General features: G+C 24.5%; 23 protein-coding genes. 4 read left to right on the plus strand and 19 right to left on the minus strand.

The window, feature by feature from the left end; all coding sequences use genetic code 11:
- From AELL_RS10340 to AELL_RS14305, 6 genes are all read right to left on the minus strand, one after another.
- The gene (locus AELL_RS10340; RefSeq protein ID WP_118917885.1) at positions 1 to 447 is read right to left on the minus strand and encodes a hypothetical protein; all 447 of its coding nucleotides are present in this window, start codon (positions 445 to 447) and stop codon (positions 1 to 3) included.
- On the minus strand, positions 447 to 1574 hold the full coding sequence (locus AELL_RS10345; RefSeq protein ID WP_118917886.1) for a hypothetical protein: 1128 nt from the start codon (positions 1572 to 1574) through the stop codon (positions 447 to 449). The genes AELL_RS10340 and AELL_RS10345 overlap by 1 nt, the downstream gene beginning before the upstream one ends.
- Before the next feature lie 2 nt (positions 1575 to 1576).
- Entirely contained in the window at positions 1577 to 2593 is a 1017-nt protein-coding gene (locus AELL_RS10350) for a ComEC/Rec2 family competence protein (protein ID WP_118917887.1), read from the minus strand.
- 150 nt (positions 2594 to 2743) lie between these two features.
- Positions 2744 to 3625, minus strand: a complete 882-nt coding sequence (locus tag AELL_RS10355) for a helix-turn-helix transcriptional regulator (protein ID WP_118917888.1) — start codon at positions 3623 to 3625, stop codon at positions 2744 to 2746.
- 27 nt (positions 3626 to 3652) lie between these two features.
- The gene (locus AELL_RS10360; protein ID WP_192941191.1) at positions 3653 to 5254 is read right to left on the minus strand and encodes a lactate permease; all 1602 of its coding nucleotides are present in this window, start codon (positions 5252 to 5254) and stop codon (positions 3653 to 3655) included.
- A gap of 8 nt (positions 5255 to 5262) precedes the next feature.
- Positions 5263 to 6006: a tellurite resistance TerB family protein gene (locus tag AELL_RS14305; protein WP_164967215.1), complete on the minus strand. Its 744-nt coding sequence runs from the start codon at positions 6004 to 6006 to the stop codon at positions 5263 to 5265.
- A 56-nt stretch (positions 6007 to 6062) separates the two neighbouring features.
- Between AELL_RS14305 and AELL_RS10375 the strand changes: the two genes are divergently transcribed.
- Entirely contained in the window at positions 6063 to 6368 is a 306-nt protein-coding gene (locus AELL_RS10375; protein WP_306461045.1) for a helix-turn-helix domain-containing protein, read from the plus strand.
- Here AELL_RS10375 and AELL_RS10380 read toward each other — a convergent pair.
- From AELL_RS10380 to AELL_RS10430, 12 genes are all read right to left on the minus strand, one after another.
- Positions 6365 to 6958, minus strand: coding sequence for a hypothetical protein (locus AELL_RS10380; RefSeq protein ID WP_118917891.1), 594 nt, complete (start codon positions 6956 to 6958; stop codon positions 6365 to 6367). The genes AELL_RS10375 and AELL_RS10380 overlap by 4 nt on opposite strands.
- Positions 6959 to 7132: 174 nt before the next feature.
- Positions 7133 to 7723 (minus strand): YagK/YfjJ domain-containing protein, encoded by a 591-nt coding sequence (locus tag AELL_RS10385; protein ID WP_118917892.1) that lies wholly within the window; start codon positions 7721 to 7723, stop codon positions 7133 to 7135.
- Positions 7724 to 8090: 367 nt separating this feature from the next.
- Complete coding sequence (locus tag AELL_RS14310; RefSeq protein WP_164967214.1) at positions 8091 to 8252, minus strand: hypothetical protein; 162 nt, start codon at positions 8250 to 8252, stop codon at positions 8091 to 8093.
- Positions 8252 to 8557 (minus strand): DUF2958 domain-containing protein, encoded by a 306-nt coding sequence (locus tag AELL_RS10390; protein ID WP_118917893.1) that lies wholly within the window; start codon positions 8555 to 8557, stop codon positions 8252 to 8254. Before AELL_RS10390 ends, AELL_RS14310 begins: the two co-directional genes overlap by 1 nt.
- The gene (locus tag AELL_RS10395; protein ID WP_118917894.1) at positions 8557 to 9459 is read right to left on the minus strand and encodes a Rad52/Rad22 family DNA repair protein; all 903 of its coding nucleotides are present in this window, start codon (positions 9457 to 9459) and stop codon (positions 8557 to 8559) included. The genes AELL_RS10390 and AELL_RS10395 overlap by 1 nt, the downstream gene beginning before the upstream one ends.
- Before the next feature lie 17 nt (positions 9460 to 9476).
- On the minus strand, positions 9477 to 10103 hold the full coding sequence (locus AELL_RS10400) for a hypothetical protein (RefSeq protein WP_118917895.1): 627 nt from the start codon (positions 10101 to 10103) through the stop codon (positions 9477 to 9479).
- 10 nt (positions 10104 to 10113) lie between these two features.
- On the minus strand, positions 10114 to 10941 hold the full coding sequence (locus AELL_RS10405) for a DUF932 domain-containing protein (protein ID WP_118917896.1): 828 nt from the start codon (positions 10939 to 10941) through the stop codon (positions 10114 to 10116).
- A 163-nt stretch (positions 10942 to 11104) separates the two neighbouring features.
- Complete coding sequence (locus AELL_RS10410; RefSeq protein ID WP_118917897.1) at positions 11105 to 11329, minus strand: hypothetical protein; 225 nt, start codon at positions 11327 to 11329, stop codon at positions 11105 to 11107.
- A 251-nt stretch (positions 11330 to 11580) separates the two neighbouring features.
- A complete protein-coding gene (locus AELL_RS10415) occupies positions 11581 to 12459 on the minus strand; it encodes a hypothetical protein (protein ID WP_118917898.1) in 879 nt (292 codons plus the stop codon).
- Between the two features lie 9 nt (positions 12460 to 12468).
- A complete protein-coding gene (locus tag AELL_RS10420) occupies positions 12469 to 14940 on the minus strand; it encodes a TraM recognition domain-containing protein (protein ID WP_118917899.1) in 2472 nt (823 codons plus the stop codon).
- A 1-nt stretch (position 14941) separates the two neighbouring features.
- Complete coding sequence (locus AELL_RS10425; protein ID WP_118917900.1) at positions 14942 to 15136, minus strand: helix-turn-helix domain-containing protein; 195 nt, start codon at positions 15134 to 15136, stop codon at positions 14942 to 14944.
- Positions 15137 to 15259: 123 nt separating this feature from the next.
- Positions 15260 to 16582: a hypothetical protein gene (locus AELL_RS10430; protein ID WP_118917901.1), complete on the minus strand. Its 1323-nt coding sequence runs from the start codon at positions 16580 to 16582 to the stop codon at positions 15260 to 15262.
- Positions 16583 to 16862: 280 nt separating this feature from the next.
- Between AELL_RS10430 and AELL_RS10435 the strand changes: the two genes are divergently transcribed.
- The 3 genes from AELL_RS10435 to AELL_RS10445 all read left to right on the plus strand — a co-directional run bounded on the left by AELL_RS10435 (position 16863) and on the right by AELL_RS10445 (position 20165).
- Entirely contained in the window at positions 16863 to 17276 is a 414-nt protein-coding gene (locus AELL_RS10435) for a hypothetical protein (RefSeq protein ID WP_118917902.1), read from the plus strand.
- On the plus strand, positions 17269 to 18117 hold the full coding sequence (locus AELL_RS10440; protein ID WP_118917903.1) for a nucleotidyl transferase AbiEii/AbiGii toxin family protein: 849 nt from the start codon (positions 17269 to 17271) through the stop codon (positions 18115 to 18117). The genes AELL_RS10435 and AELL_RS10440 overlap by 8 nt, the downstream gene beginning before the upstream one ends.
- A gap of 173 nt (positions 18118 to 18290) precedes the next feature.
- Positions 18291 to 20165, plus strand: coding sequence for a hypothetical protein (locus AELL_RS10445; RefSeq protein ID WP_118917904.1), 1875 nt, complete (start codon positions 18291 to 18293; stop codon positions 20163 to 20165).
- Here AELL_RS10445 and AELL_RS10450 read toward each other — a convergent pair.
- Entirely contained in the window at positions 20149 to 21513 is a 1365-nt protein-coding gene (locus tag AELL_RS10450) for an IS4 family transposase (RefSeq protein WP_118917905.1), read from the minus strand. The two genes, AELL_RS10445 and AELL_RS10450, sit on opposite strands and share 17 nt — an antisense overlap.
- Between the last annotated feature and the right edge of the window lie 155 nt (positions 21514 to 21668).

Raw genomic sequence — 21668 nt, forward strand, 5'->3', positions numbered from 1 at the left:
TTAACTCCACAAACTTTTTAACTTATCTACATTTTTATCAGTTAATTTTTTCCCAATATTTTTTAAAAACTCTTGTTCTACATTAAAAATATCTAACTTAATTATATTCTTTACGAATTTTGAACCAACATCAGTGAGTAAATATTTTTTTCCATCAAAACTACATAACTTATCATTTATCATAAAAGTCAAGACAGAATTATTTTTAATATCGATAGTCCATAATCCTATTGATTCTTCACAATCATTACTAATACTATTTAATAAATTTGCTTGTCTAGATTTATCTTTAAAACACCATAATAAAAGATGTATTTTTAATAGTGAAATTTTTTTGTCAGAACCTGCTCCAGTATAATTCATAATTAGCAAAATCATTACTTCTATGTATATTATTCTTGAATTTGTTTCTATGTCAATAGGTTTTTTTGTTACTTCAAATCTCATTATATGTCCTCAACAACAAAATTAATATTGCAATCTAATAACCATTTTGACATAACATATCCTGATAATTTATCTAATAAGCTATTTGTTATAAACTCAAATTCATTATTTATAGATTCTTTTATGTAAGATAAAAGTTCAATAATTCTTGTTTGACCTATATATTTTGTTTCTATTGAATCACTATAATTTGACTCTATATATTCCAACATATTTTCTAAAAGATGTAACCAACTATCTTTAAATTTAGTATGAATAACTGTAAGTTCATCAATAACTATTTCACCATTTAAGTATTGCTCAATACGAAGTTTATTTTTTTTAAATACATCAATTTGAGGAAAAATTGTTTCATGTTTTCTATTTAAATGATTAAAATTTATATTTTCTTTTTCTTTAAAATTATTCAATTCATCTTGTGTGATTTTAATTTTATCTTTTTTCATTTGTTCTGTAATATCTTCAATGGTTTTAAATTCATCAAATTCAATATTAAATAAGTTAGATTTATATAAATCAATTAGAGTATTTGCTTTAGCACCATTAAAAACACCCGATGAATTTAAAAGTTCATTTATACATCCAACAATATATAACTTATTATATTGTTCGAAAAAAACACCACTTCCAGACAAGCCATTAATATTATCTATTGCGTCATCTGCTGAACTATCATCATTCATATTATTTATCTTTAAAGTAATTGATGTAGTAGTTCTTTGATCACAAGTTACATCATTAAATGGATGAGAATTATTTCCACCATTAATTGCTTCAGGGAAACCTCTTAAATAATATTTTTTATCATAATGTGCTTTATCTAAAACTACTAATTTAGGTAATTCAAAATTTAGATTATCAATTTTTAATAAAGCTAATGTATTTAAGCTTTCAATATTTAATATAGAAATATTAGTTCCAGTGAAATCTTCAACAATTAAATTTTCTATTTTTGTTTTGTAATCTGCATTCTTACCAAAAATCGTATGATGTACTGTAATTACATAAAATTCATTATTACTTTGTAAAATTACACCTGTTCCAACCTCACTTGAATTATCAATTTTTAATGTAATTTTAACAGTAAGCATTTCAACTTTATCAATAACATGTTTATTATTAGGCATATTTATTCCTCTAGCTCAAAAATATTTTTATCAAATACACATTCACAGTTATATTTTTCTTCTTCCTCTTTTGTTAATAATCTTACTTTCTTTGATTCATATTGCTCTCTTGGATAGTTAAAATATAAATATATCTTTTGATTTACATCTCTTCCTTTATTGCATAATATTCGAGCAATTGTTTGTATGTGTGGGTTTTGATCTGTTCCATTTGTTGAAAATATAAAATGATTACAGTTAACCAATTCCAAAAACTCTATACTTGTATTATATTTACTTCCATGATGTGATAATTTAATATAATCTATTTTAAATTTTTTATTTGAAGAATAACCATTATTTTTTAATGTATTTACAATAACACTATTTTTTGCATCTCCTAAAAATAAAATACAAATATCTTTATATTTAACTTCAAAAGCTAAGCTACTCCAATTTGCAATATCATTTTTATAGTTTACTTCTTCAAATTTATCATTTGCTATTTCATCTAAATTTCTATTGTCAATTTTTTTAGAGGATGTCATTAGTGTACTTTTTTGTTCTTTTTCAATTTCTGACCAATTTTTTTCTAACTGAATTAAAGATTCTATACTAGGAGATAAAAATTCAACTGTAAAATCATTATCTATCCGTTTAGAACCAATAATTACTGGTACATCATTTACTTTTATATTTTGTTTTTTTAAGTGTTCTACTAAGTTTATTCCATCTGAAATAGAAATTAAATTCGAATTATTCTTTTTAATTAAATTTGCTGAATTAAAAATGACTTCTTTTAGTTTTATAGAATTTTTACTACTAAGAAGTTTATTAATTCCTCCTATATGATCTCTATCTATATGGGTTACAATTATTAAGTCTAATTGGTTTAAACCCGCTATTATATGTTTGATTTCTTTTGTATAAATTTCACCTACACCACCATCTATTAAAATATATTTTTCACTATTGCCACTTTTATATCTTATTAAAATTGAATCTCCACTACCTGCTTTCAAAATATTTACTTGAAACATTATTTATTCCTGCTCTTAATAAATTTCTTTAACTCTTATTTGTTATTTTAGAGTTGTTTCATTAATAAAATATACCTTATAGTTATTTTAAGAAAACATTATACCTATCAAATGCCTCTTTTGTGACTCTTTTTTTATTTTTTATAAAAATTATTGATTTATATATTCACTCAGCATATTATTTAACTTTGTTTGCAAGTATTGAGGTGAAACAATTTTAATATGTGGTAACCAATATTTCACAACTCTTAATATCTCATCATCATAAGAAACTATAGTAGAAATTATAAAATACTCGTCATTTTGTTTAAGTAGTTTTTTATTTGGCAAAATTTCTTTTCTTAAAAAATACTCTTTTGCACTATTATCAATTTTTAGTGTTACTTCAATATTTTCATTTGAAAACCAGTTAGTATCATTTCTTTCAATTTGTTCTAAAAACTCTTTTTTAGAAGTAAATTTTTTTGATTCATCTTCCCAATTAAACTTTTCTATTTTTGAAAATGTGAAGTTTTTTAGTTTATTGTTTTCATCAGCCAATAGATACCAGATACTATTATTGTTGATTAGCTTATATGGATTTACAACTCTAGGTTTATTTGAATATATGAAATTTACTGGACTATTTTTTATAATAGCAGCACTTAGTTGTTCAAAGCAATCTTTTTTAGAAGTAATATTTTCAAAGCCTTGATTTTTGATAAGATAGGCTTTATTTAGCTTTACATTTAAAATATCTGAAATAAAATCATTACTAAGTTCTGGGTAAAGCTCTTTTATACCACTTAATGTGGCGAAGTTTTTAATATCTTGAAAGCTAAGTTTACCCAAAGCATAACTTTTCATACTGTAGTAATCACCTTTTTTATCAATAGGAATATAAAAAAGTCTTTCTTTTATATCCCTTTGAATTGTTCTGATATTTACATTGAACTCTTCGGCTAATTCTTTAGCTGTAAAACTTTCACCACTATTTAGTTTTGTTAAAATAAGTGAAAGTCTAAGAGCTAGGGTATCATGTGATTTTTTCATTTACTATATAAGTATTCCCATAATTGTTTAAGCTTTGAATATTTTTAATTCATTTAGTTCTAATGTTCTATTAATTTCATCCATATCTTCTTTAACAGATTCAACCAAATTTTTAAACAATTCTTCATCATCTCTTTTTTTATCAATATAATAAACTGTCATAGTTACAGAAAGACCAGTTAATGTACCAATAAAAACAGTTGATAAAGTACTTGAATATGGTAATAAAATAGGAACAGTAGAAATTAATTTCTCAACTGATTCCTCTGCTAAAACACCTAAACTGATTAGAACACCTGTAGCTAAAAGTTTTTTAGCTTCATGCATTGCATCTTCATAAGTCATGTTTTCTGGTGGGAAAACTAGCATTTTTACAGCACGAAATAGAGAAAAAATACCTTCTCTTATAATTCTTGCAACTTTTTTGCTCGTCGTTACAAACATATTAATAGCAACTGTAACTAAATTAGAAATAAATCCTGATATAAATCCATCTTTAAATGCAATAGCTGCTTCTTTCCATTTTTCTTTTATCTTATTTCCAATTCTTATTAATCTTTCTTTTAATATTGTAAAAAATTTTTCATCCTCAAAACCATTTGAGAATCCATTTTTATAAATATCAATAATTTCATCAAATAAAGCAGTAAAAAATTCAGTAATAACTAAACCTAATGCTTGTTGAATTCCCATTTTAAAACCTTCACTAGCTCCAGTAATTGCAGCATTTTTGACAAATTTTTCACTTGTATAATAAGCTGTATTAATTTCCTTATCTATTTCTTTTCTAGCTTTTTCATCAGATTCCATAGCTTTTTTATCATCAATTTTTGATAATTCTTCAAGTTTTCTCAATTCATTTTGTTCTTGTATATTTAGTGAATCTTTTTGTTTTAATTCATCAATTTTTTCAAGCCTTTCATTCTTTTTATTAAGAAAAGTTTCCATATCATCAGCTTTTTTTGAGCGATTATTTGTAGCTGTTGTTGGTTTAAGATTTGTCTCTGTATTTGCTAAGGTACTTCCATCAATTTCTGCTAATACTCTTCCTGCATCATCATGTATTTCTTTAGCAGATTTTATATGATCTAAATCATGACTTTGATTTGGATCTAGCTTACTTCCCGTCATATAATCAGTAGCATTACCATCTTTTCTATCTTGTGAATATTTTCTATTGATATTTATAAAATCTGTATCTTTATGATATTCATCACTATTATAATCCCCTCTATTAGCATATTTGTTTTGTTCTTCTTCTGTAGAATAAATACCATTTCTTGCGTTATTGATAGTATCTACATTTCCACCTACTTTATCATAGACAGCAATAATTTTTCCAAGACCAAAAGGAGTTACAATAGATTTTATTACTTCATTTTTACAATCTATAATCAGTTTATTAAATTTTTCCTCATGAAACTTTTTTTGAAAGTCTTCTAAAAATTCTTTTACTTCAGTTGAAGAAATACTAAAATCAGTATTATAAGTTTCTTCTAATCTATTCAAAGTTTTTTTTACTAAAGTATGTTCAACAATATTTTCATTTCTCACTTCTGATGACAAAATCAGATTCTTTGATTCTTTAAGTATCTGTTTTCTTTTATTAAATCGGTCAACCCTTTCCATAAGAAATCCTATGCAACTTCTGGAAGATTAAGCATATATTCAATATTATCCTTTGCTTCTTGTAAAAATGTACTTTCATTATTTTCATTTTCATCTTTTTTATAAATAATATTTTTTACTACTTCTTGAAATGCAATTCTAAATTTTATTTCTGATTCATGTTCTATTCCATCAGACCAAATAACTGTTTCAACTAGTTCTTCTAATGATTTTAGACTTTCTGGAGGAATTATTTCAAGATATTCTGTTAATGTGTCAATACTAGGAATATTTTTTTCTAAATCTTGTAACAAATCTTTTACATGCTGAGGATAATGAGTATTTCCTATACCACCTATAAACTCTTTTATATCCGTTGATTCGACTTCTGAAATATTTCCATCTGCATTAGCTGCTGCTAAACCTACCGCTGTAGCTGCAATAATAAAACTAAAATATTCATTGTCAGATTTAAAAACTTCTAACATTTTTTTAATTTTTTCTAGTTCTTTTTTTAATTCAGCAACTTCATCTTTATTAGATTTTTCACTATTCCTTCTACTATTTTCTTGTTCCTCTTCTTTTCTAGACATTGCATATCCTGCTGCTGCACCTGCTGCTCCTGCACCTACTGCAGCAGCAATAGTACTTGCTCCAGCTAAAGAACCTGCTAATGTTGCTGCACCAAGGATTGATCCACCACCAGTAAATGGTGCAGCTGCTACAGCTCCTACTCCTAAAGCTGCTAATCCTAATATTTTTCCATAGTTCATACAATGTTCCTTCTTTTTATTATATCTCTTATAATACATTGTATTTTAAGAGATTGATGCAAAATTCTACACAAGATAAACTTACAAAATTATTTTTATCACTAATAGTAGGTTGTATCATTATGCATGACATTACTCCTGAACAGCTTTACCAAATAATTGGTAAAAATGTTGCAAAACACAGAAAAGCTAAAGGCTTATCTCAACTTGATTTATCATTACAAATGGGATATAAATCTGTTTCAGTTGTTTCAGGTGCTGAAATTTGTTATAGCAACAAACATTTCAACTTAGAACAACTTTTAAAAATATCCCAAATTCTAGATATAGAATTATGTAATTTTTTTAAACAAGATGATTAAGCAATAATACTTTCTAATTTTCCAAATGCTCTTTTTATTTCTCTTGAGATAGTGATTCCATCCAAAGTCATTTCTAATTGATTTATATTATCAACAGTTTTATATAAATAAATTAGCTCTTGGATTAATTCTTTATTCTCTTTTGAATAAATTGAGAAATCATTTGAATTTATGATTATTTCATCTAAAATATTAAGCTGTTTACAAATATATTTTTCAACTTCTTTTAGAGTTTCAATATACTTATGAAAACTTTGAAATATTTCATTACCTATTGATGTAAAGTTATACTTTTTTTCTGTTGATTCAAAATCTACACAAAAATCATCTTTAGGTAAATTATCTATTTCATTAACTGCCGTTCTAAGTTCTCTTAAAACACCACTATACAAATTACTTAAACTTTTTTCAAACTCTTTGATAGGTTCTTTTAACTCTGATAAAATTTCATTCTTTGCATCATCAAAAGAATTATTTTTATCCTCTGAAAAAGGATATATATCAAAAATACTTTTTTCACAATCGAAATATTTTTTTAATCCATATCCAGTTGCTGCTAATGCAACACCACCAAGTACATATTTTAACATTGCTCACTCCTAATGTTTATTTATAGAAGTATGATATATAAGATTGACAGGTGATGTCGTTTTATCTTTTACTAGTAAATTATTTAATGGTTTTTTCTCAAAATAATTAACATTTGAAAATTATACATATCAAATGCCTCTTTTGTGACTCTTTTTTTATTTTTATTAAAATTTTTATTGATTTCTAGGTCTACCCCTTGTACTTTTTTCTTTTGGTAGAGTTCCTCTTGTAAATGCTCTATTTGTTTTATCATCATTTTCAGACTCTATAGATTGTTCATCTTTACATAAATAACTTGTTACATTCTCTAATAATATTTTTCTTTTTTCAGTATCCTTATAATCTATCATGCCTGTTCCATCGAATTTGTAACTGTTCCTATTGCAATTGTGAAAGCTTCCTTTACCATTTGTAATTTCATTATTCCAGTATTCGCCGATTTGATTGACCTTATGTTCATCTTTCAATATTTTATTTCCGTCGAAAAAAAATACACAATGCATGTGTATTCCCTTATCTTCAGTATATTCTCTTTTTATGATATAACCTTTTTTATGCTCGAAGATTGAAGGTTTACTTCTCATGTTATTTAACATTTTGTTAATGTCTTTATTTGCATCTTCAAGTGTTATTTCATTACTAAATGGCTTTTTATATCCTAAATCAAATCTTGCTACATTTAACTTTGAATTTTCAAGAAACAGTCTATTTATGTAACCCTCTGTACTAATTAACTGTTTTCTATTTCTTTTTTTCTTTTCCATATTTTTATCCTCGTATTTATTTTTTTAATCATATATGTGTATAAGTTTTGTATACAAAATATAATTCATGTATAAGTATTATTTTTAAACTATTACTTACACTTACTACTTGCCATTATCTTTACTATCTAATATTTATATCTATTAATATAATAAATATAAATATTATTAATAATATTAATAACCTAAATTAATAAAATTAAAATAGTTAAGTTTTCCTAGACAAACTTTTGTATACAAATCTTGAATATATAGGATTTCTTAACATTTCTAATTTAAGTGCCATATACAAAGTTAGGACAAATTTTTGATGATATTCAAGCAAAAAAAATAACCAATTTTATAGCCTAAACCTTTATGGCTTAGACTATAATTTTGAATCTCTTCTTAACTTTTCAAGCTGCTTTTTTATTTTATATCTAAGTCTTTTATCCTTACTAGTAAGGGATAGAAGAAACTCCAATCCCTCTTTTGTCCAACCTTTGAAATTATTTTTGGATTCTTGATAAATATATTCATTTTTTAACATCATAAAGCCTTTTTAATTACTGATAATTTAGTAGGTTTAAAAGATAAATCTCTTTCGACACCAATTCCAAGAGTTCCTTTTATAGATTTAATTTCTTCTAATGAAAAATATCCTAATTCTCCACTACAAAATGGAGATTCTACATATCCAAAGCAAATATTCTTATCCATTGATATTATTTCAGTTATATACCAAGTCCAACCGTCTAAAAATAGCTTTACATAGGCTATTGGGTCATTTTGTTCTTCTGTCTCATAGAGTTCTGGAATATTTTTTAATAATTCATTTGGGATTAGCTTATTCATTATGCAACTCCTTGTTCAATTGGTTTATACCAAGTCTTAGACTTACTATCAAACCTAAAACCACAGGCTTTAATTGAGTCTTTATAAGCATACTGATTTTCTCCAATTACTATTAAAAATCCATTTTGCTCTATAACATCAAGTCCTAAATTGTAGAGTCCTTGATACTCATATTGGTCAAATGATTGGTTATTTTGGAAAGAGTTTTGTTGTGGATTATTTTGCTGATGGTTTGAATTTTGGTGTACATTTCTATTATTTGGATTTTGCACTTGCTGTTGCATAGTTTGATTTTGAGTCTGATTTTGTCTAGCTTGTTGCTGATTACCAACATTTTTAAAGTTTGGATTAGTAGCTCTACTATTTACATTCTCATTTTGATAAGCATGTTGCTGTTGTTGGTTATTTTGTGGTGCTCTTTGATTATAGTTTTGATTCTGATTAGCTTGATAAGAACTATCTTGATTTTGCTGATTTCTACTTTTATCATATAGTGAATTACCAAATTGATTCCCAAAACTTCTCATGGCTCTTTTGAGTCCATCTGTAACAGCTTCTTTACCTGCATTTTCATAGGCATCATTTAAAGCTTTTGCAACACCACTTCCAAATCCTACATCTTGTCTTGAAATTGACTTAGTATGATTTTCATCTTTTACTATTAGTTTTACAACTGCTTTATAACACACTACAAAGTTTTGATTATGGTTTTGTTCTTGGCTTACTTGTTCAAGTTTTGAAATAAGATAAGACCAATTTCCATATCCAAATATTAAATTTGCAGTATCAATAACATCAAATCCTTCTATATAAGATAAAGATACATTTCCTTTTTCTCTTGTTTTTATTCTACTAGAATCAAGTTCTGAATTTAGAACTTTTAGTTGATTTGCATTAAACATAGATTTATTTCTCCTTTCTATGCTACTAATTTTTCAGATTGATAATCTTCAATTTGTTCTTCAATGAGCAAGATTTCATCTGTTTCTACAGTTTGAGTATTATTTGCTGATGTTCTTTTTGTATTCACTTTTATTTTTGCTGGTGTTGTTATTGTAATAGGAATAACATCTACAAATTTCTTTAACTCTTTTTTACCTTCTTTAGTTTGTAAAGCTTTCTCTACTGCTTCAATATCAACTGAGAACTTTACATATCCAAGATTGATAAGTGCTTCTTCATTTTTAATGATGATTTCATCTTTTGTTTTTGATGTTGCATTTGTTAGAGTTAGAGAACTAATGATATTTCCATCAATTCTGTCAATTCCATTTGCTATAAAAATATCAGCTACTTGTATTTTGGCAATATCTAAAGCAATAGTAAGTTTCTTTTTTAGTGCTTGTAAATCTGATATATCAGAAGTTAAACAATCAATTTTATTTTTAATCTCATTTAGAGAAAGTCCTATATAATCGGCTCTTTGATAATATGGTTTTGAGGTATCTTCCAATATAGATTGGAGATACTCTTTAAAAAAGTTGTTTGGTTTATCATCTGAAAGATATTCTATTTGATTTTGTAATTGGTAATTTACTAATTTCATTCTTTACTCCTTATGCAGCAATTAGTGGTGATTCATAAGAACCATCTTTAATATTTGCTATTCTTTCAGCTATATCCCAAAGACCTTTATTGATTTCTACATCTTTAGAAATAGAAGTAATTTGTTTTGAAGTAAATCTTCGTTTAGTTTCTTTGTTATATCCTGATACTTTTGAAGAGAGGAAATTTTCTTGCAAGATATTTAAAACTGTATATAAGTCATCCTTTTCATCTTCAATTCTAAGTGGAGTTAAAAGTTCAGTTGGATTATCAAGTTCAAGGTGTTCTTCAAATCTTAAAGGCAAGGCACTTTGTAAAAAAGTCTCTTTTTCATTTTGATTTAGAGTTATAGATTCAAATTTTGAAATTTTATCAAGTAGTTTTGGTTTTATTTGAGTAATTTTATTTACAGCATCTATTACATCATTCTCTTTATCTCCTAAATGTTTGATTTTATAGCTATCAAATACGCTATCAGCGATGATCAAACCGTTGCTGCATATATATCGATAAATACCAGCACTTATTGTAAAAGCTTTACTTCTATCATGGGAATTAAATAAAAGAAGTTCAACTACATTTGCATTTGGATTAATTAAATCAGAGAAATGTTGAAACCTAACATAGTGTTGTTGGAAGCCATCTTTATCAAGATTTTTTACTCCAGCTTCACTTACACTCACAGGAAACCAAGATTCATTTCTTAGTTGTTCAATAATATCAATAGTACCTATAAAATGGTACTTTGAGCTAACTTCATGATATGGTTGGTTTTGAAATAGACTGGGTGCTTTTGCCCTTAATTGTTCATTAGTTAGGGGTTTAATTGTTTTTGACATGGTTTTATCCTTTTTGTTTTTGTGTTTTTATATTTTTGATTTATTTGGGGTTTAAAGAGTTTTATATAAAAAGATTATTCATCATCTTTTAAATCTAAGTACTCTTTGACAATGGTTGCTGCAGCTATTACTATTGCGAGTAAGATTGTGGGTGGTATCATTGTTATGCCCTTAAAATAGGCTCATAATCTAATCTATTAACATAACACTTTGTTATTGTGCTAACTGGGAAATAGTTCTCAAAGGTTTTTTTCTCTTTTTCTTTGCTTTTTGGTTCTATTTTTGTTTCATTTGGCTTATTACTACTTAGATTTTTAATAAGCTTTTTCCATTTTTCATAATGCTTCTTTTGTTTTGGAAAATCAAAACATTTAGATTCTTTACTCATATTCTCATCCTTTTTTGATTTTTGGGATACAAAAATATAGAACAACTCATCATTTTGAGTTGTTCCATAGGTTTGGTTGTATTTATGATATATTGTTGAAAAAGTTTGGTTTTAAAATTCTAAAATAAAGAAATCTAAATTTAATAAGAAATTACATATATTCGAATACTAAATCTCATCTCAAATACAGTTATTTAGGCTTTCTCTTAAACTATTTAAGTAGTATCCATAATAATTTATAAAATATGACATTAAATAACTTCATTATTTGACAAATTACTATTACTTTTTTGAATAAAACTTACTTGTTCACCATTGATTAAAGTCCAGTTATTAAAAAAATCTTCTTTTAATTCATCATTGGTTTTAAAAATGAAAAAATTATGAAATGTATTAAAAACATCTGTTTTTTGAAGTCTTTGAATTACTGCATCTTTAACACTTTTTTCTTCACAAACAATAGCAACTCGATTTGACTTATTAAACTTGAATTTTTTTGATACAACATCTTGAGAAATAGCTAATAAATGTATGTGAAGTTGATCTATTAATCTTTTACTATCTTTACCATTATGCTGTTCAAATAAAAAAATGTAATTCTCATTATTAACTCTAAATTTTGTACTAATGTCAGGAATAAATGACTTCCCATTTTCTAAGTAAAATCTATTAATTTCAATAACTGATTTATTATCTTTATTTTTAATAGTTCCTACCTTATCAAAATAGTAATTTAAAAATTTAATTTCACCATTATTGTTTTGTAACCATTGATTTAATCCAATATGTAAATCAATTGTAGCTCTTCTGTGAAAATAGTCTTTTGTAGAAATAGGTTTACTTTTTACTTTTTTTATTTTTTCTTGAGGATAATCTAAATCCTCAAGAAGTACTTTTTCACCAAATTTTGTTAAATAGTAGATGTATTCTAACTTTCCAATTGTTGGGTCTGTTGGAAATTTAATTACACCAATTAAAGGCTTTTTTTGCTCAGTCATAGGTTTAAGTAAATTAGTTACATCGCCTTTATTTTTATATAATCCTAATCGAGTAAATTGAGAAGAACATAAAAATTTATATTTTGCTAAAGAAACTAATGTATCACTCTCTTTTTGTTTTAAATACATCATTCTAGCTCCTTAAAATGATTTTGTAGGAGCTAAAGGTTTTGAATCATCTACTGTGGCTTCAATGATATTCTCATCTTCAATTTTTACGTAGTAATGCTCAAGTTGATATACTATATGTTCTTGATATTTTTCCTCATCAATTTCCATATTTATAAATTTATCAGTAGTTTTTATTTTAATAGCTTTATTTGCACCAGCTTTTAAAAAGAATTCACCTTCTTTTAATGCTTCTAATTGTTTAATATGAACTTGTATCTCTTTAGACATTTCCATTAAATTTTTATGTGAATTTTGACCAACAATTTTAATATTAGTACAAGATAAAACCATATCTTCTAATTTATTAGGCATTTGTTTTAATGTTTGGTGTGCAAAAGTTACATACAATTTATAATTTCTTGATTCAGCTAATATTTCTTCAAGAGTTTCAGTTATATAGTTTTGGAATTCATCAAAATAAACATGTGTGTCAATTATTTCATCTTCTGGATAATCTACTACTCTTTTTTTAACAATTTCTTGAATCATTTCTACAATTAATCTTGCTAATAAATTTGCTTCTTTTGGAAGCTTAATAATAATTGTTTTACCTTTTGTATTAATTGCCTCTTCAAGGTCAATAGTATCCTCACCCATAACCATATTTAGAAATGTTTCATCTTCATTTAGTAAAGCTTGAATTTTTGTACTTATTGCATCTTTTGTAACATCTAATTTTTCATCATCAAATTGAGTTTCAAAAAAATCCCTATGCCATTTATTAGGACTTTTTTTACCTAAATCAACTAACTCTTTTTCACCTTGTATTAATCTTTGTAATTCAAATATATTTGAATTTCCTTTTCTTAATAATGTTGCTATACAAGGACCAAGAACTACTTTCATATTAGATGACCATTCTATTCCTAAAACTTTTTCAAGTGCATTTATTATAACTTTTGTTCTAAATGCTATATCTTTTTTACTAATTTTTTTATTTTTTTTACTCTTTAAATTAAAGGGATTTATTATAAAAGTAAACCCTTCTTTTAATGTAAAATCTAGTAGTAATAGATCTTTTTTATCCACAAATTGCATAATCTTTTTTGTACTTTTCCCCATAATATCAAAAAAGATTTTACTGCATTGTTTGTTTTGAATATCCTGATAATATAAATATTCAAGTAAAGATGTTTTACCTCCACCTGGTCCTGCTAAAAGATATGAATGTCTTAACCTTTCTTTTAAAGGTATATAAGTATTAAAACTTTCTAGTGTTTCATCCAATAAAATAGGTTTTGATATTAAATTGGAACTATCTGGTTTCATAAAAACATTAGAAAAAGATGGAATACTATTAGCTGAATTTCGATGATATGGATAATTAAAGTTTTTTGGCTTTCTTTCTTTATAGTTTGTTTTTTTTGAAATAGTATTATCTATTACACTTTTTTCATTTAGTTTTTTATTTAATGTTTTAATCTTAGTTATTTTAGACAACTTATCCATAAAAACTTCACTTCTTCCATCAACACCAATAACTTCTGAATAAATATCACTCTCAAAAAGAGAAAGATTTTTTTCAGTAAAATTTATACTAAACATTTCTTTTTTAATATTTAATTCATCAATGTTTAAAACTTCACTAAAAAAGTCATTGATATTATTTGCTAAAGTTAAGAATCTTTTTAATAATTGTAATCCCTCTTTTTCCAAAGACACATCGTTATGTATAAATTTAATTGCTTTAGTATGATTCTCATATTCATACTTTTTATCAATATCTTTAAAAATATGTGAAAATATTGTTTTTAAAATTTCTAATTCTCTTTTTTCAAATATAATTCCTAAAAACCTATTATCTTCAGATTTATTAATTAATTCATATAAAGGATACTGAACTTCAATAAGTACTTTTCTATATACATAATTTATAAAATCTTCATGTTTTGTATTGAAAATATTTTCGATACTATTTCTATCTTGAATTTCTTCATGAATAACTTTTCCCTCAAACTTAACAAAAATTTCAAAATCATATTCATTACTAATATTCTCAATTTCACGTAATTTTTTAGATATATTCTCTTCGATAATATCATCAATATTATTGTCATAAATTTCATTTAATTTAAATATTAGTTGATTTAAATGCTGATTATTACTACAATTGGCATAATTATTTTTCCAATATTCAAGTAGTAAAAAAAATATTTTTAAAATTTTAGATAAAAACAAATTTGAAATATGTTTTTTTAAAACATGAAAGCTCAACCCATTATAATGGCTATTTAGAATCAATGGTATAGTATCTGTTCTACTATAAATAGTTCGTCTATATGGTGAAACAAAAGATTTATTTTTAAACATTAACTTTTTCTTGAAACTATTATTTTGATATTCAATACTACCATCTTCTGCTACATCTAGTTCTAAATCTTTCATAATGATTCTAAGATAACTTTCAAAATTTTCTTTTGTAATTTCTGCTTGACCTATCATTTTATTCTCCAATAAATGAAGCAATTTCAGTTATTGTAAAAAAAACTCCACCTCTTATTTTTTTTGATTTGATTAAACCTTGATTTCTCAATCTGTCCAATGTTGCTACTGAAATATTTAATTCTTCTGCTGCTTCTTTTTTTTTCAGCAATGATTTCTTATATTTTTGATAAAGTTTTTCAACGTTTGTTGACATTTTTTTCTCCTTGATTAAATTAGAAGAGAATTGTAGAAGTTTAATTAATTTGATGCTTGGCTAAAAAATGCATGTTTTTTTAGCCAAATTTGAATGTAGTTTTTATGGTAAGATTTTTGCGGATTATTCTTTATTAAATATAATGTTTTTATATTTTAGCTCTTCAATATACTCTTTTAGTAGTTTATGAAGTTTTTTTATTTTATTAATTTCAATTCCTGATACATGATGTATTGTATTATAAAGTGCTTCTTTATTATAATTTTCAATTTCACATTCATAATCTTCAGTTAAATTTGCAATTTTACTTTTTCTTGTATCAGTAACTTTAATTTTTTTTAATTCATTTTTTTCTTTTTTATATTTATCTTTTATATCTTTTCTTATATTCTCAAAGTAAAAATAAATACTTTCAAACAAATCATAAATATAAAAGGCATCTGCATATGTTTTTTTTCTTTTTTGATTATCTTTAGGTATAAGTCCTAAACTCTTTGGATTATCTATTTTTTCAATTTTATTTTTTAATATTTCAAAAGGACTTTTGCTTTTTGAATATTCTTCCTTTATTTTTTTAACATAAGCTATCAGTTCTTCTAGTGGTAGATTCATATTTAAATCAATATTAACTATTTTTGATCCAATAAATTCTAAATCACTAAACATAGAACCTATTTTAATTTTCTCAATTCTGTTTATTAAATCACTTTCTGAAAGCGTTGATATAAAATCATTATCTAAAATACTTATAGGTAATTCTTTGTGAATTTCTATTATATTACTTTTTTCAGTTATAAACATATAATCAGAATAATATTCTATTACATCATTTAACAAAATATTATCATTTTGAAGTGCTAAATTACATATTAAATCTTTTTCATAATAAAATTGAATAGCTCTTTCTAATCCATTTTTAATATCACAAATACGAGGAAATGCATCTACTTTATATTTATTATTTGAAAAATTATTTGTATGAAATCCTCTAAATGTATATTTAAGAACATCATAATAGTCCATGTTAAAACCCAAATATTGGCTATACATTTTTTTTAACTTAGAATATTTTTTTTCTATAGATTTTTCTACTTTAGTCAATTCATTTTTATTAGTAAGCCCATTGTATCTAAGAAATGGTCGTGAAAACTTTTTAAATATTTTATTTCTAGATAACATCTCTAAAACCAAATTATTAGAAAAATCATAATCTTCTACTTCTTCAATATCTATATATTTTTGATAACTTCTATTTGGTAAATTCATTACAAGATTTTCAATAAGGTCTTTATTTTGTTTTTTTGCATCAGCTGTGACATTTCTTTGATAAACATAAGTAATTGTTGGCTGATACTTAATATCTGTTTTTCGAGTTATATATTCTTCTGTTGGTTTTTCAGAAAAACTTTTTTCAACTACTTTCATTACATCTGTAAAAGTTTCCATTAGCAGCCCTAATTTCAAATTTATTAAATAAAATTGTACATTTATTTATCCTATTTAAACTTTATTCTAACAAATAAAACACGAATTTTATTTCTAAATCGAACTGTAATATAATCTTATTTAGAAGTTTGAGAAAGAATTTTTACAAGGAGAATATAAAAACAAATTATGGGTTGCATAAATTTTACAAACTTTAAAGCATAATAAGTAATTATTCATAGTTGTCATTTTGACATATTTATATAAAAATGTTAAACTTTCAAATAACAAAGGAGTTCACATGGAAATTACTAATACAATATTTGAAACCCTATTAATAAAGAACAATTTCAAGAAAAAAGAATTTGCTGAATATTCAAAAATTCCTTATAATACTGTTGTTGGCTGGAAGAAAAAAAATTCTGTTCCAGCATATGCTATGGTTATATTAAAAGATATGATTTATAGAAAAAAACTTGATGAACAAACAGAACAATTATTTAAAAGAAATATACAACCAATAACAAATCAGAATCATAATTTAACTAAAATAGAAGAGAACAAATTAAAATCTGTATTTTGGGGAACTAATTTTACAACTTATGATATTTTGAAAGGAATAAGAGAGAAAAATCAAAAGATTTTAAAAAAGATTGAAGAAAATCTACCTTCAAATTTACAAAAACAAATCTTAGGTAAATTAAATTATGCATAGGGATAATTGGGACGATGTATTTGAAAATCAAGATAGAATACTAAAACAATTAAAACCTCTTGAAAATGAAATGTTTCTTGCAGGTGGTACTGGTTTACAAAGATTTGTACTACCTCAAGCTTATAGACATTCAGAAGATTTAGATTTCTTTTTTACAAATTTAAAAACTAAAGAAGAAATAGATAGCATAAAAAATAAAATCTTAGAATTAATGTCAAAAATTCCTGATGCAAAACTTGAAAATATAAAATGGATAAAAGATGAAAAAGCTTATAGAATGTTTTATAGCTTTAAAGAAAATGATGAGATTATAAAAATTGAACTTTTAAATTTTACTTGTTGTAGATTGAAAGATTTTTTATTTATAAATAGTGATATTTTTAGAACTGAAAACTTATATAATCTTCTGTTATACAAATTAAAGGCTTTGTGTGATAGACCTGATACGATAAAAGATCTCTTTGATTTATATTTTATATTAAGAGAATTAGAAGAAGTTAATATTAAAACTTTGATAGAAGATATAAATGAAAAATTTGAAGATGCCATTGAAATAAAATACTCTAGAGAAAATATTATCTCTTCTTTAAATCATAAATTAGATTGGGATATTGAAATTGGTGAGCATATAAATCATTTACATGGATTAAAACTTGAAATTGATTTATTTCAGAGTGAATTAAAAAATGCTTTTCTTCAAGATGAAATTCTTGATTTTTCTTATAATTCAAAAATCGAGAAAAAAGCTTTAGAATTTGGATTAGATAAAAATGATTATGTTGAAATTATAGAAGATAATCAATTTTTAGTAGAAGAATGGAAAAAATATTTTCAAAATTAAATTAAAGTTCGATTACCTATTAATGTGCTATTTCATTATAGAAAGCACATTTTTTATATTGCATAAAAAATAATAAAATGTGTAATCTTAAATATTAGCATTTGCATATTTTTAATATTGACAAAACACAACATTTTGATAAAATACATACTACTTCTAATTTAGGTTATCTAATGAATATTAACTATACACATATTTTTATAGACCTTGTAAATGAGCTATTGGCAAGTGAACAAGAATATTTTCAGAAAATTAAAACTATTAAAGAAACAAAAAAAAGTTTTCCTGAATTAAGAAAAATAATACTTAATGATTACAATATTAGTATCGAAAGCTATGAATTTAATGATAACGAATTATTTAAAAATCATATCAAACAATTTATATTAGATAGTAGTGATATTTTTGATATAAATGTAGATACACTTTTTAACATTTCTAAGCAAGTACAAGTAGAATATTTATTAGAAAATATATCTGAAAAAGATGCAAAACTATATTATGCATTAGCTAATACATTAAGAGATTATGGCATATATAGAGATGAAAAAATAGTGTCATTTAAAAATAAAAATTTTTGGCTACAACTGTTAAAAAAATTGTATCTATTAAATTATATGAGTACAACAGGTTTTATAGATGACTTTGAAGGTATGTATCATATGGATAAAAGTATTCCTGAATTTGTTGAATCTATAAAGTTTTTCAAAAATCATTGTAACTTAGATATATACTCTATAGATTATAAAATAGTTTTTAATAAAAAACAAGAGGAAAAGATTGTATCTGTTATTGAAAAAAAATTAAGGCAGATTGATATTTTTGAATTTCTTAGTTATGTTTTACATAAAAGCAGATTAGATAAAAAAATCCCATTTAACTACATAATCAATTTATCTTTAAAAAATATCTATCAATCAAATTTTAAAAAAACTGATGATAAAACTTTTTCAAAAACTTTGGAAGTTTTTATACACTTTATAAACCTATATCAACTTAGGCAAGTTAGTCAATGGGATTATGTTTTTATAGATGCAAAAAATATAGAAGAGAAATTAAAAAAGCAAATACAACATTCAAGCTTATATGTATTAAGTTATCCACTGCATACACATACTTTAATTAGCTATGTAAACAATCTTGCAAAAGATATTTTTTCTAATAATGACTTTTATAACAAGTTTAAATTCACAAAAGAAGAACTAATAACTTTTTTATTAAATCTTGAGAAAACTAATGATTATACTTTAATAAAAATTGATAAAATTCAAGTTAATGAATTACAACATATATTAAACTTTTTTTCTATTGATGCAAAAGAAATTAATATAAATTATTCTTTACCATTAAATACATCTGATACTAAAAATTTATTTATTCATAATCCTATTATAAAATATAAAAATGATTACTATATTGTTGGTTTTAAATTCTTTAAAATGTATTTTTATAATACTTTAGTTGAAAAGACAAGACTGAATATTAATAAAAATATTAATGGTGTAATAGGTAATAGAATTGATGATTATGTTGAATCAATATTTAGTAAAAGAGATTCGATACAAATATTTACAGGTAAATATAAAATTTCAAAGAATATGATACCTGAATGTGATTTAGTAATTAAAACTGATGATAAAATCATATTTATAGAAAATAAAAATAAATATTTAACAAAAGATTCTTTTGCAGGCTCATCAGTTCATATTTTACAAGATTTTATTCGTTCATTTGCAACATCACAATTTCAACTATTTAGACACGAAAAATATTTAAAAGAAAATAGTCAAATAAAGTTTTTAGATGGAAAAGTATTAAATTATAATGATGAGAGAATAATTAAAATATCTTTGTCCCCAAATAATTGGTATAGTATTATGAGTAATATAAACCCAAATATTTTACTGGCATTAATGCAAATAAGGTTTGCTTTTAAAGAATATGCTAAAGCTGAAGAAATTAAAGAATTTGAAGCTACCAACAAAGATTTAGAAAAATTAACAAATATGATTGAAGAAATAGATAAAAAACTCAACTTTCGCACATAAAACCTAACTCTTTTTGAGTGAAAGCACTTATAACTGCAATAATTTGAAGTAAATCTTTATTATCCTTGACAACATTTTGGATTTCAGAGATTTTTGTAAGTATTTGAATAAAAAGTTGCATTGAAATTGCAAGGGTTTCAAGTTCACACTCTAAATCTCTAAAAAGTTCTCCTAGTGTTTGTGGCTCATGTTTTATGCGGTTTATATAACTTACAATGTTGTAAGTAAACATAGAAAGAGTGATTTTTCCAATAAGAGCTTCATAGATACGATTTTCTTCTTTTCCTAAGCCAAACAAGAGTCTTAGATCTTTATAGCCTTGCTCAATATTCCATCTCTTTTTATAAGTTTCTAAAATCTCTTTACCTGAAATACTTATATCTGTTGATATAAAAACTAATAAATCTTTTCCAGTGTGTAAAAATACCAATTTAACTTTTCCTAAAACAGCATGTTCTAAAACTGAATCGAAATACTTATAAGATATCTTTCCATGTTTACCGCTATATTTATGACGAATATTTTTTAAACTATCATATATTGCATTTAGAGTTTTATATTTACCTTTAAAGTTCCAAATGAGCTTATTATTTGGAAGTCTTGCAATTACAGGCATTCCTAAAGTATTTGCTTCTTTTATAAAATTTGGTTTAGCATACCAGCTATCAACAAGTAGATAATCAGCATCAATTCCATTATCTAATGCTCTTTCTAACATCTCAAGAGCTAGCATATTCTTACCTTTAATAATTTCACTCTTACGCTGATATGCGTTACTTCTATGATGCAATTTTGCTGTGAACTCTGATGTAGATTTTCTTTTACTATCATTCATTTTTATAGAAAAATCCAATTGAAATGTTGAGTGTGAATCTGCATAATTTAGAGACACTATATTTAGTGCATTAATACTTCTATGCTCTTTATTACTCCAGATATATTTACAAGTACCTTCAATAAATTTACCTCTTTTTGGTTCTACTGTATCATCGATAATTAGTAGGCGATACTCACCATTTTTATGCAATGGCTTTATCTTTTTTAAAATTTCTGTAGCACTTAACAATAAAAGTTTACGCCAGTTATAGCGTTTTTCTTTGATAAATCTATAATATACATCTTTACCATAAGCCTTATCACTATTTTTTATAAAAGTTGATTGTCTTTTTTGCATAATAAGCATATAAAGAAAGTGTAAAATTATTTGAAATGGTGGATATCCAACTTCTCTCTTAACAAAGTTACTTTGTTTAAGTATTTTTGTGATTTTTATTTCTGATAACACTTCGTAAATTGGATTTTTTAATATGCTCTTCATAGCAGTTTCTATATAATTTGCAAGTTCCATAAGATAGACCTTTATAATGATGTTAGTGGTAACGTAATTATACTAAAAAGTGCCTACTTATGGACTTTATTTATCAACTTTAGTTCATGAATTTAGTGGAATCTATGTGCGAAAGTTGAGAATACTATTCTTAGTTCTTGACTTTTCTTTTTTAA

Source organism: Arcobacter ellisii, assembly GCF_003544915.1.
In the GTDB taxonomy this organism is placed as follows: Bacteria; Campylobacterota; Campylobacteria; order Campylobacterales; family Arcobacteraceae; genus Aliarcobacter; species Aliarcobacter ellisii.

Bases quoted from the DNA above. Each gene is read 5' to 3' on its own strand.
- AELL_RS10340 (WP_118917885.1), bottom strand. From the start codon at position 447: ATGAGATTTGAAGTAACAAAAAAACCTATTGACATAGAAACAAATTCA.
- AELL_RS10345 (WP_118917886.1), bottom strand. From the start codon at position 1,574: ATGCCTAATAATAAACATGTTATTGATAAAGTTGAAATGCTTACTGTT.
- AELL_RS10350 (WP_118917887.1), bottom strand. From the start codon at position 2,593: ATGTTTCAAGTAAATATTTTGAAAGCAGGTAGTGGAGATTCAATTTTA.
- AELL_RS10355 (WP_118917888.1), bottom strand. From the start codon at position 3,625: ATGAAAAAATCACATGATACCCTAGCTCTTAGACTTTCACTTATTTTA.
- AELL_RS10360 (WP_192941191.1), bottom strand. From the start codon at position 5,254: ATGGAAAGGGTTGACCGATTTAATAAAAGAAAACAGATACTTAAAGAA.
- AELL_RS14305 (WP_164967215.1), bottom strand. From the start codon at position 6,006: ATGAACTATGGAAAAATATTAGGATTAGCAGCTTTAGGAGTAGGAGCT.
- AELL_RS10375 (WP_306461045.1), top strand. From the start codon at position 6,063: ATGCAAAATTCTACACAAGATAAACTTACAAAATTATTTTTATCACTA.
- AELL_RS10380 (WP_118917891.1), bottom strand. From the start codon at position 6,958: ATGTTAAAATATGTACTTGGTGGTGTTGCATTAGCAGCAACTGGATAT.
- AELL_RS10385 (WP_118917892.1), bottom strand. From the start codon at position 7,723: ATGGAAAAGAAAAAAAGAAATAGAAAACAGTTAATTAGTACAGAGGGT.
- AELL_RS14310 (WP_164967214.1), bottom strand. From the start codon at position 8,252: ATGTTAAAAAATGAATATATTTATCAAGAATCCAAAAATAATTTCAAA.
- AELL_RS10390 (WP_118917893.1), bottom strand. From the start codon at position 8,557: ATGAATAAGCTAATCCCAAATGAATTATTAAAAAATATTCCAGAACTC.
- AELL_RS10395 (WP_118917894.1), bottom strand. From the start codon at position 9,459: ATGTTTAATGCAAATCAACTAAAAGTTCTAAATTCAGAACTTGATTCT.
- AELL_RS10400 (WP_118917895.1), bottom strand. From the start codon at position 10,103: ATGAAATTAGTAAATTACCAATTACAAAATCAAATAGAATATCTTTCA.
- AELL_RS10405 (WP_118917896.1), bottom strand. From the start codon at position 10,941: ATGTCAAAAACAATTAAACCCCTAACTAATGAACAATTAAGGGCAAAA.
- AELL_RS10410 (WP_118917897.1), bottom strand. From the start codon at position 11,329: ATGAGTAAAGAATCTAAATGTTTTGATTTTCCAAAACAAAAGAAGCAT.
- AELL_RS10415 (WP_118917898.1), bottom strand. From the start codon at position 12,459: ATGATGTATTTAAAACAAAAAGAGAGTGATACATTAGTTTCTTTAGCA.
- AELL_RS10420 (WP_118917899.1), bottom strand. From the start codon at position 14,940: ATGATAGGTCAAGCAGAAATTACAAAAGAAAATTTTGAAAGTTATCTT.
- AELL_RS10425 (WP_118917900.1), bottom strand. From the start codon at position 15,136: ATGTCAACAAACGTTGAAAAACTTTATCAAAAATATAAGAAATCATTG.
- AELL_RS10430 (WP_118917901.1), bottom strand. From the start codon at position 16,582: ATGGAAACTTTTACAGATGTAATGAAAGTAGTTGAAAAAAGTTTTTCT.
- AELL_RS10435 (WP_118917902.1), top strand. From the start codon at position 16,863: ATGGAAATTACTAATACAATATTTGAAACCCTATTAATAAAGAACAAT.
- AELL_RS10440 (WP_118917903.1), top strand. From the start codon at position 17,269: ATGCATAGGGATAATTGGGACGATGTATTTGAAAATCAAGATAGAATA.
- AELL_RS10445 (WP_118917904.1), top strand. From the start codon at position 18,291: ATGAATATTAACTATACACATATTTTTATAGACCTTGTAAATGAGCTA.
- AELL_RS10450 (WP_118917905.1), bottom strand. From the start codon at position 21,513: ATGGAACTTGCAAATTATATAGAAACTGCTATGAAGAGCATATTAAAA.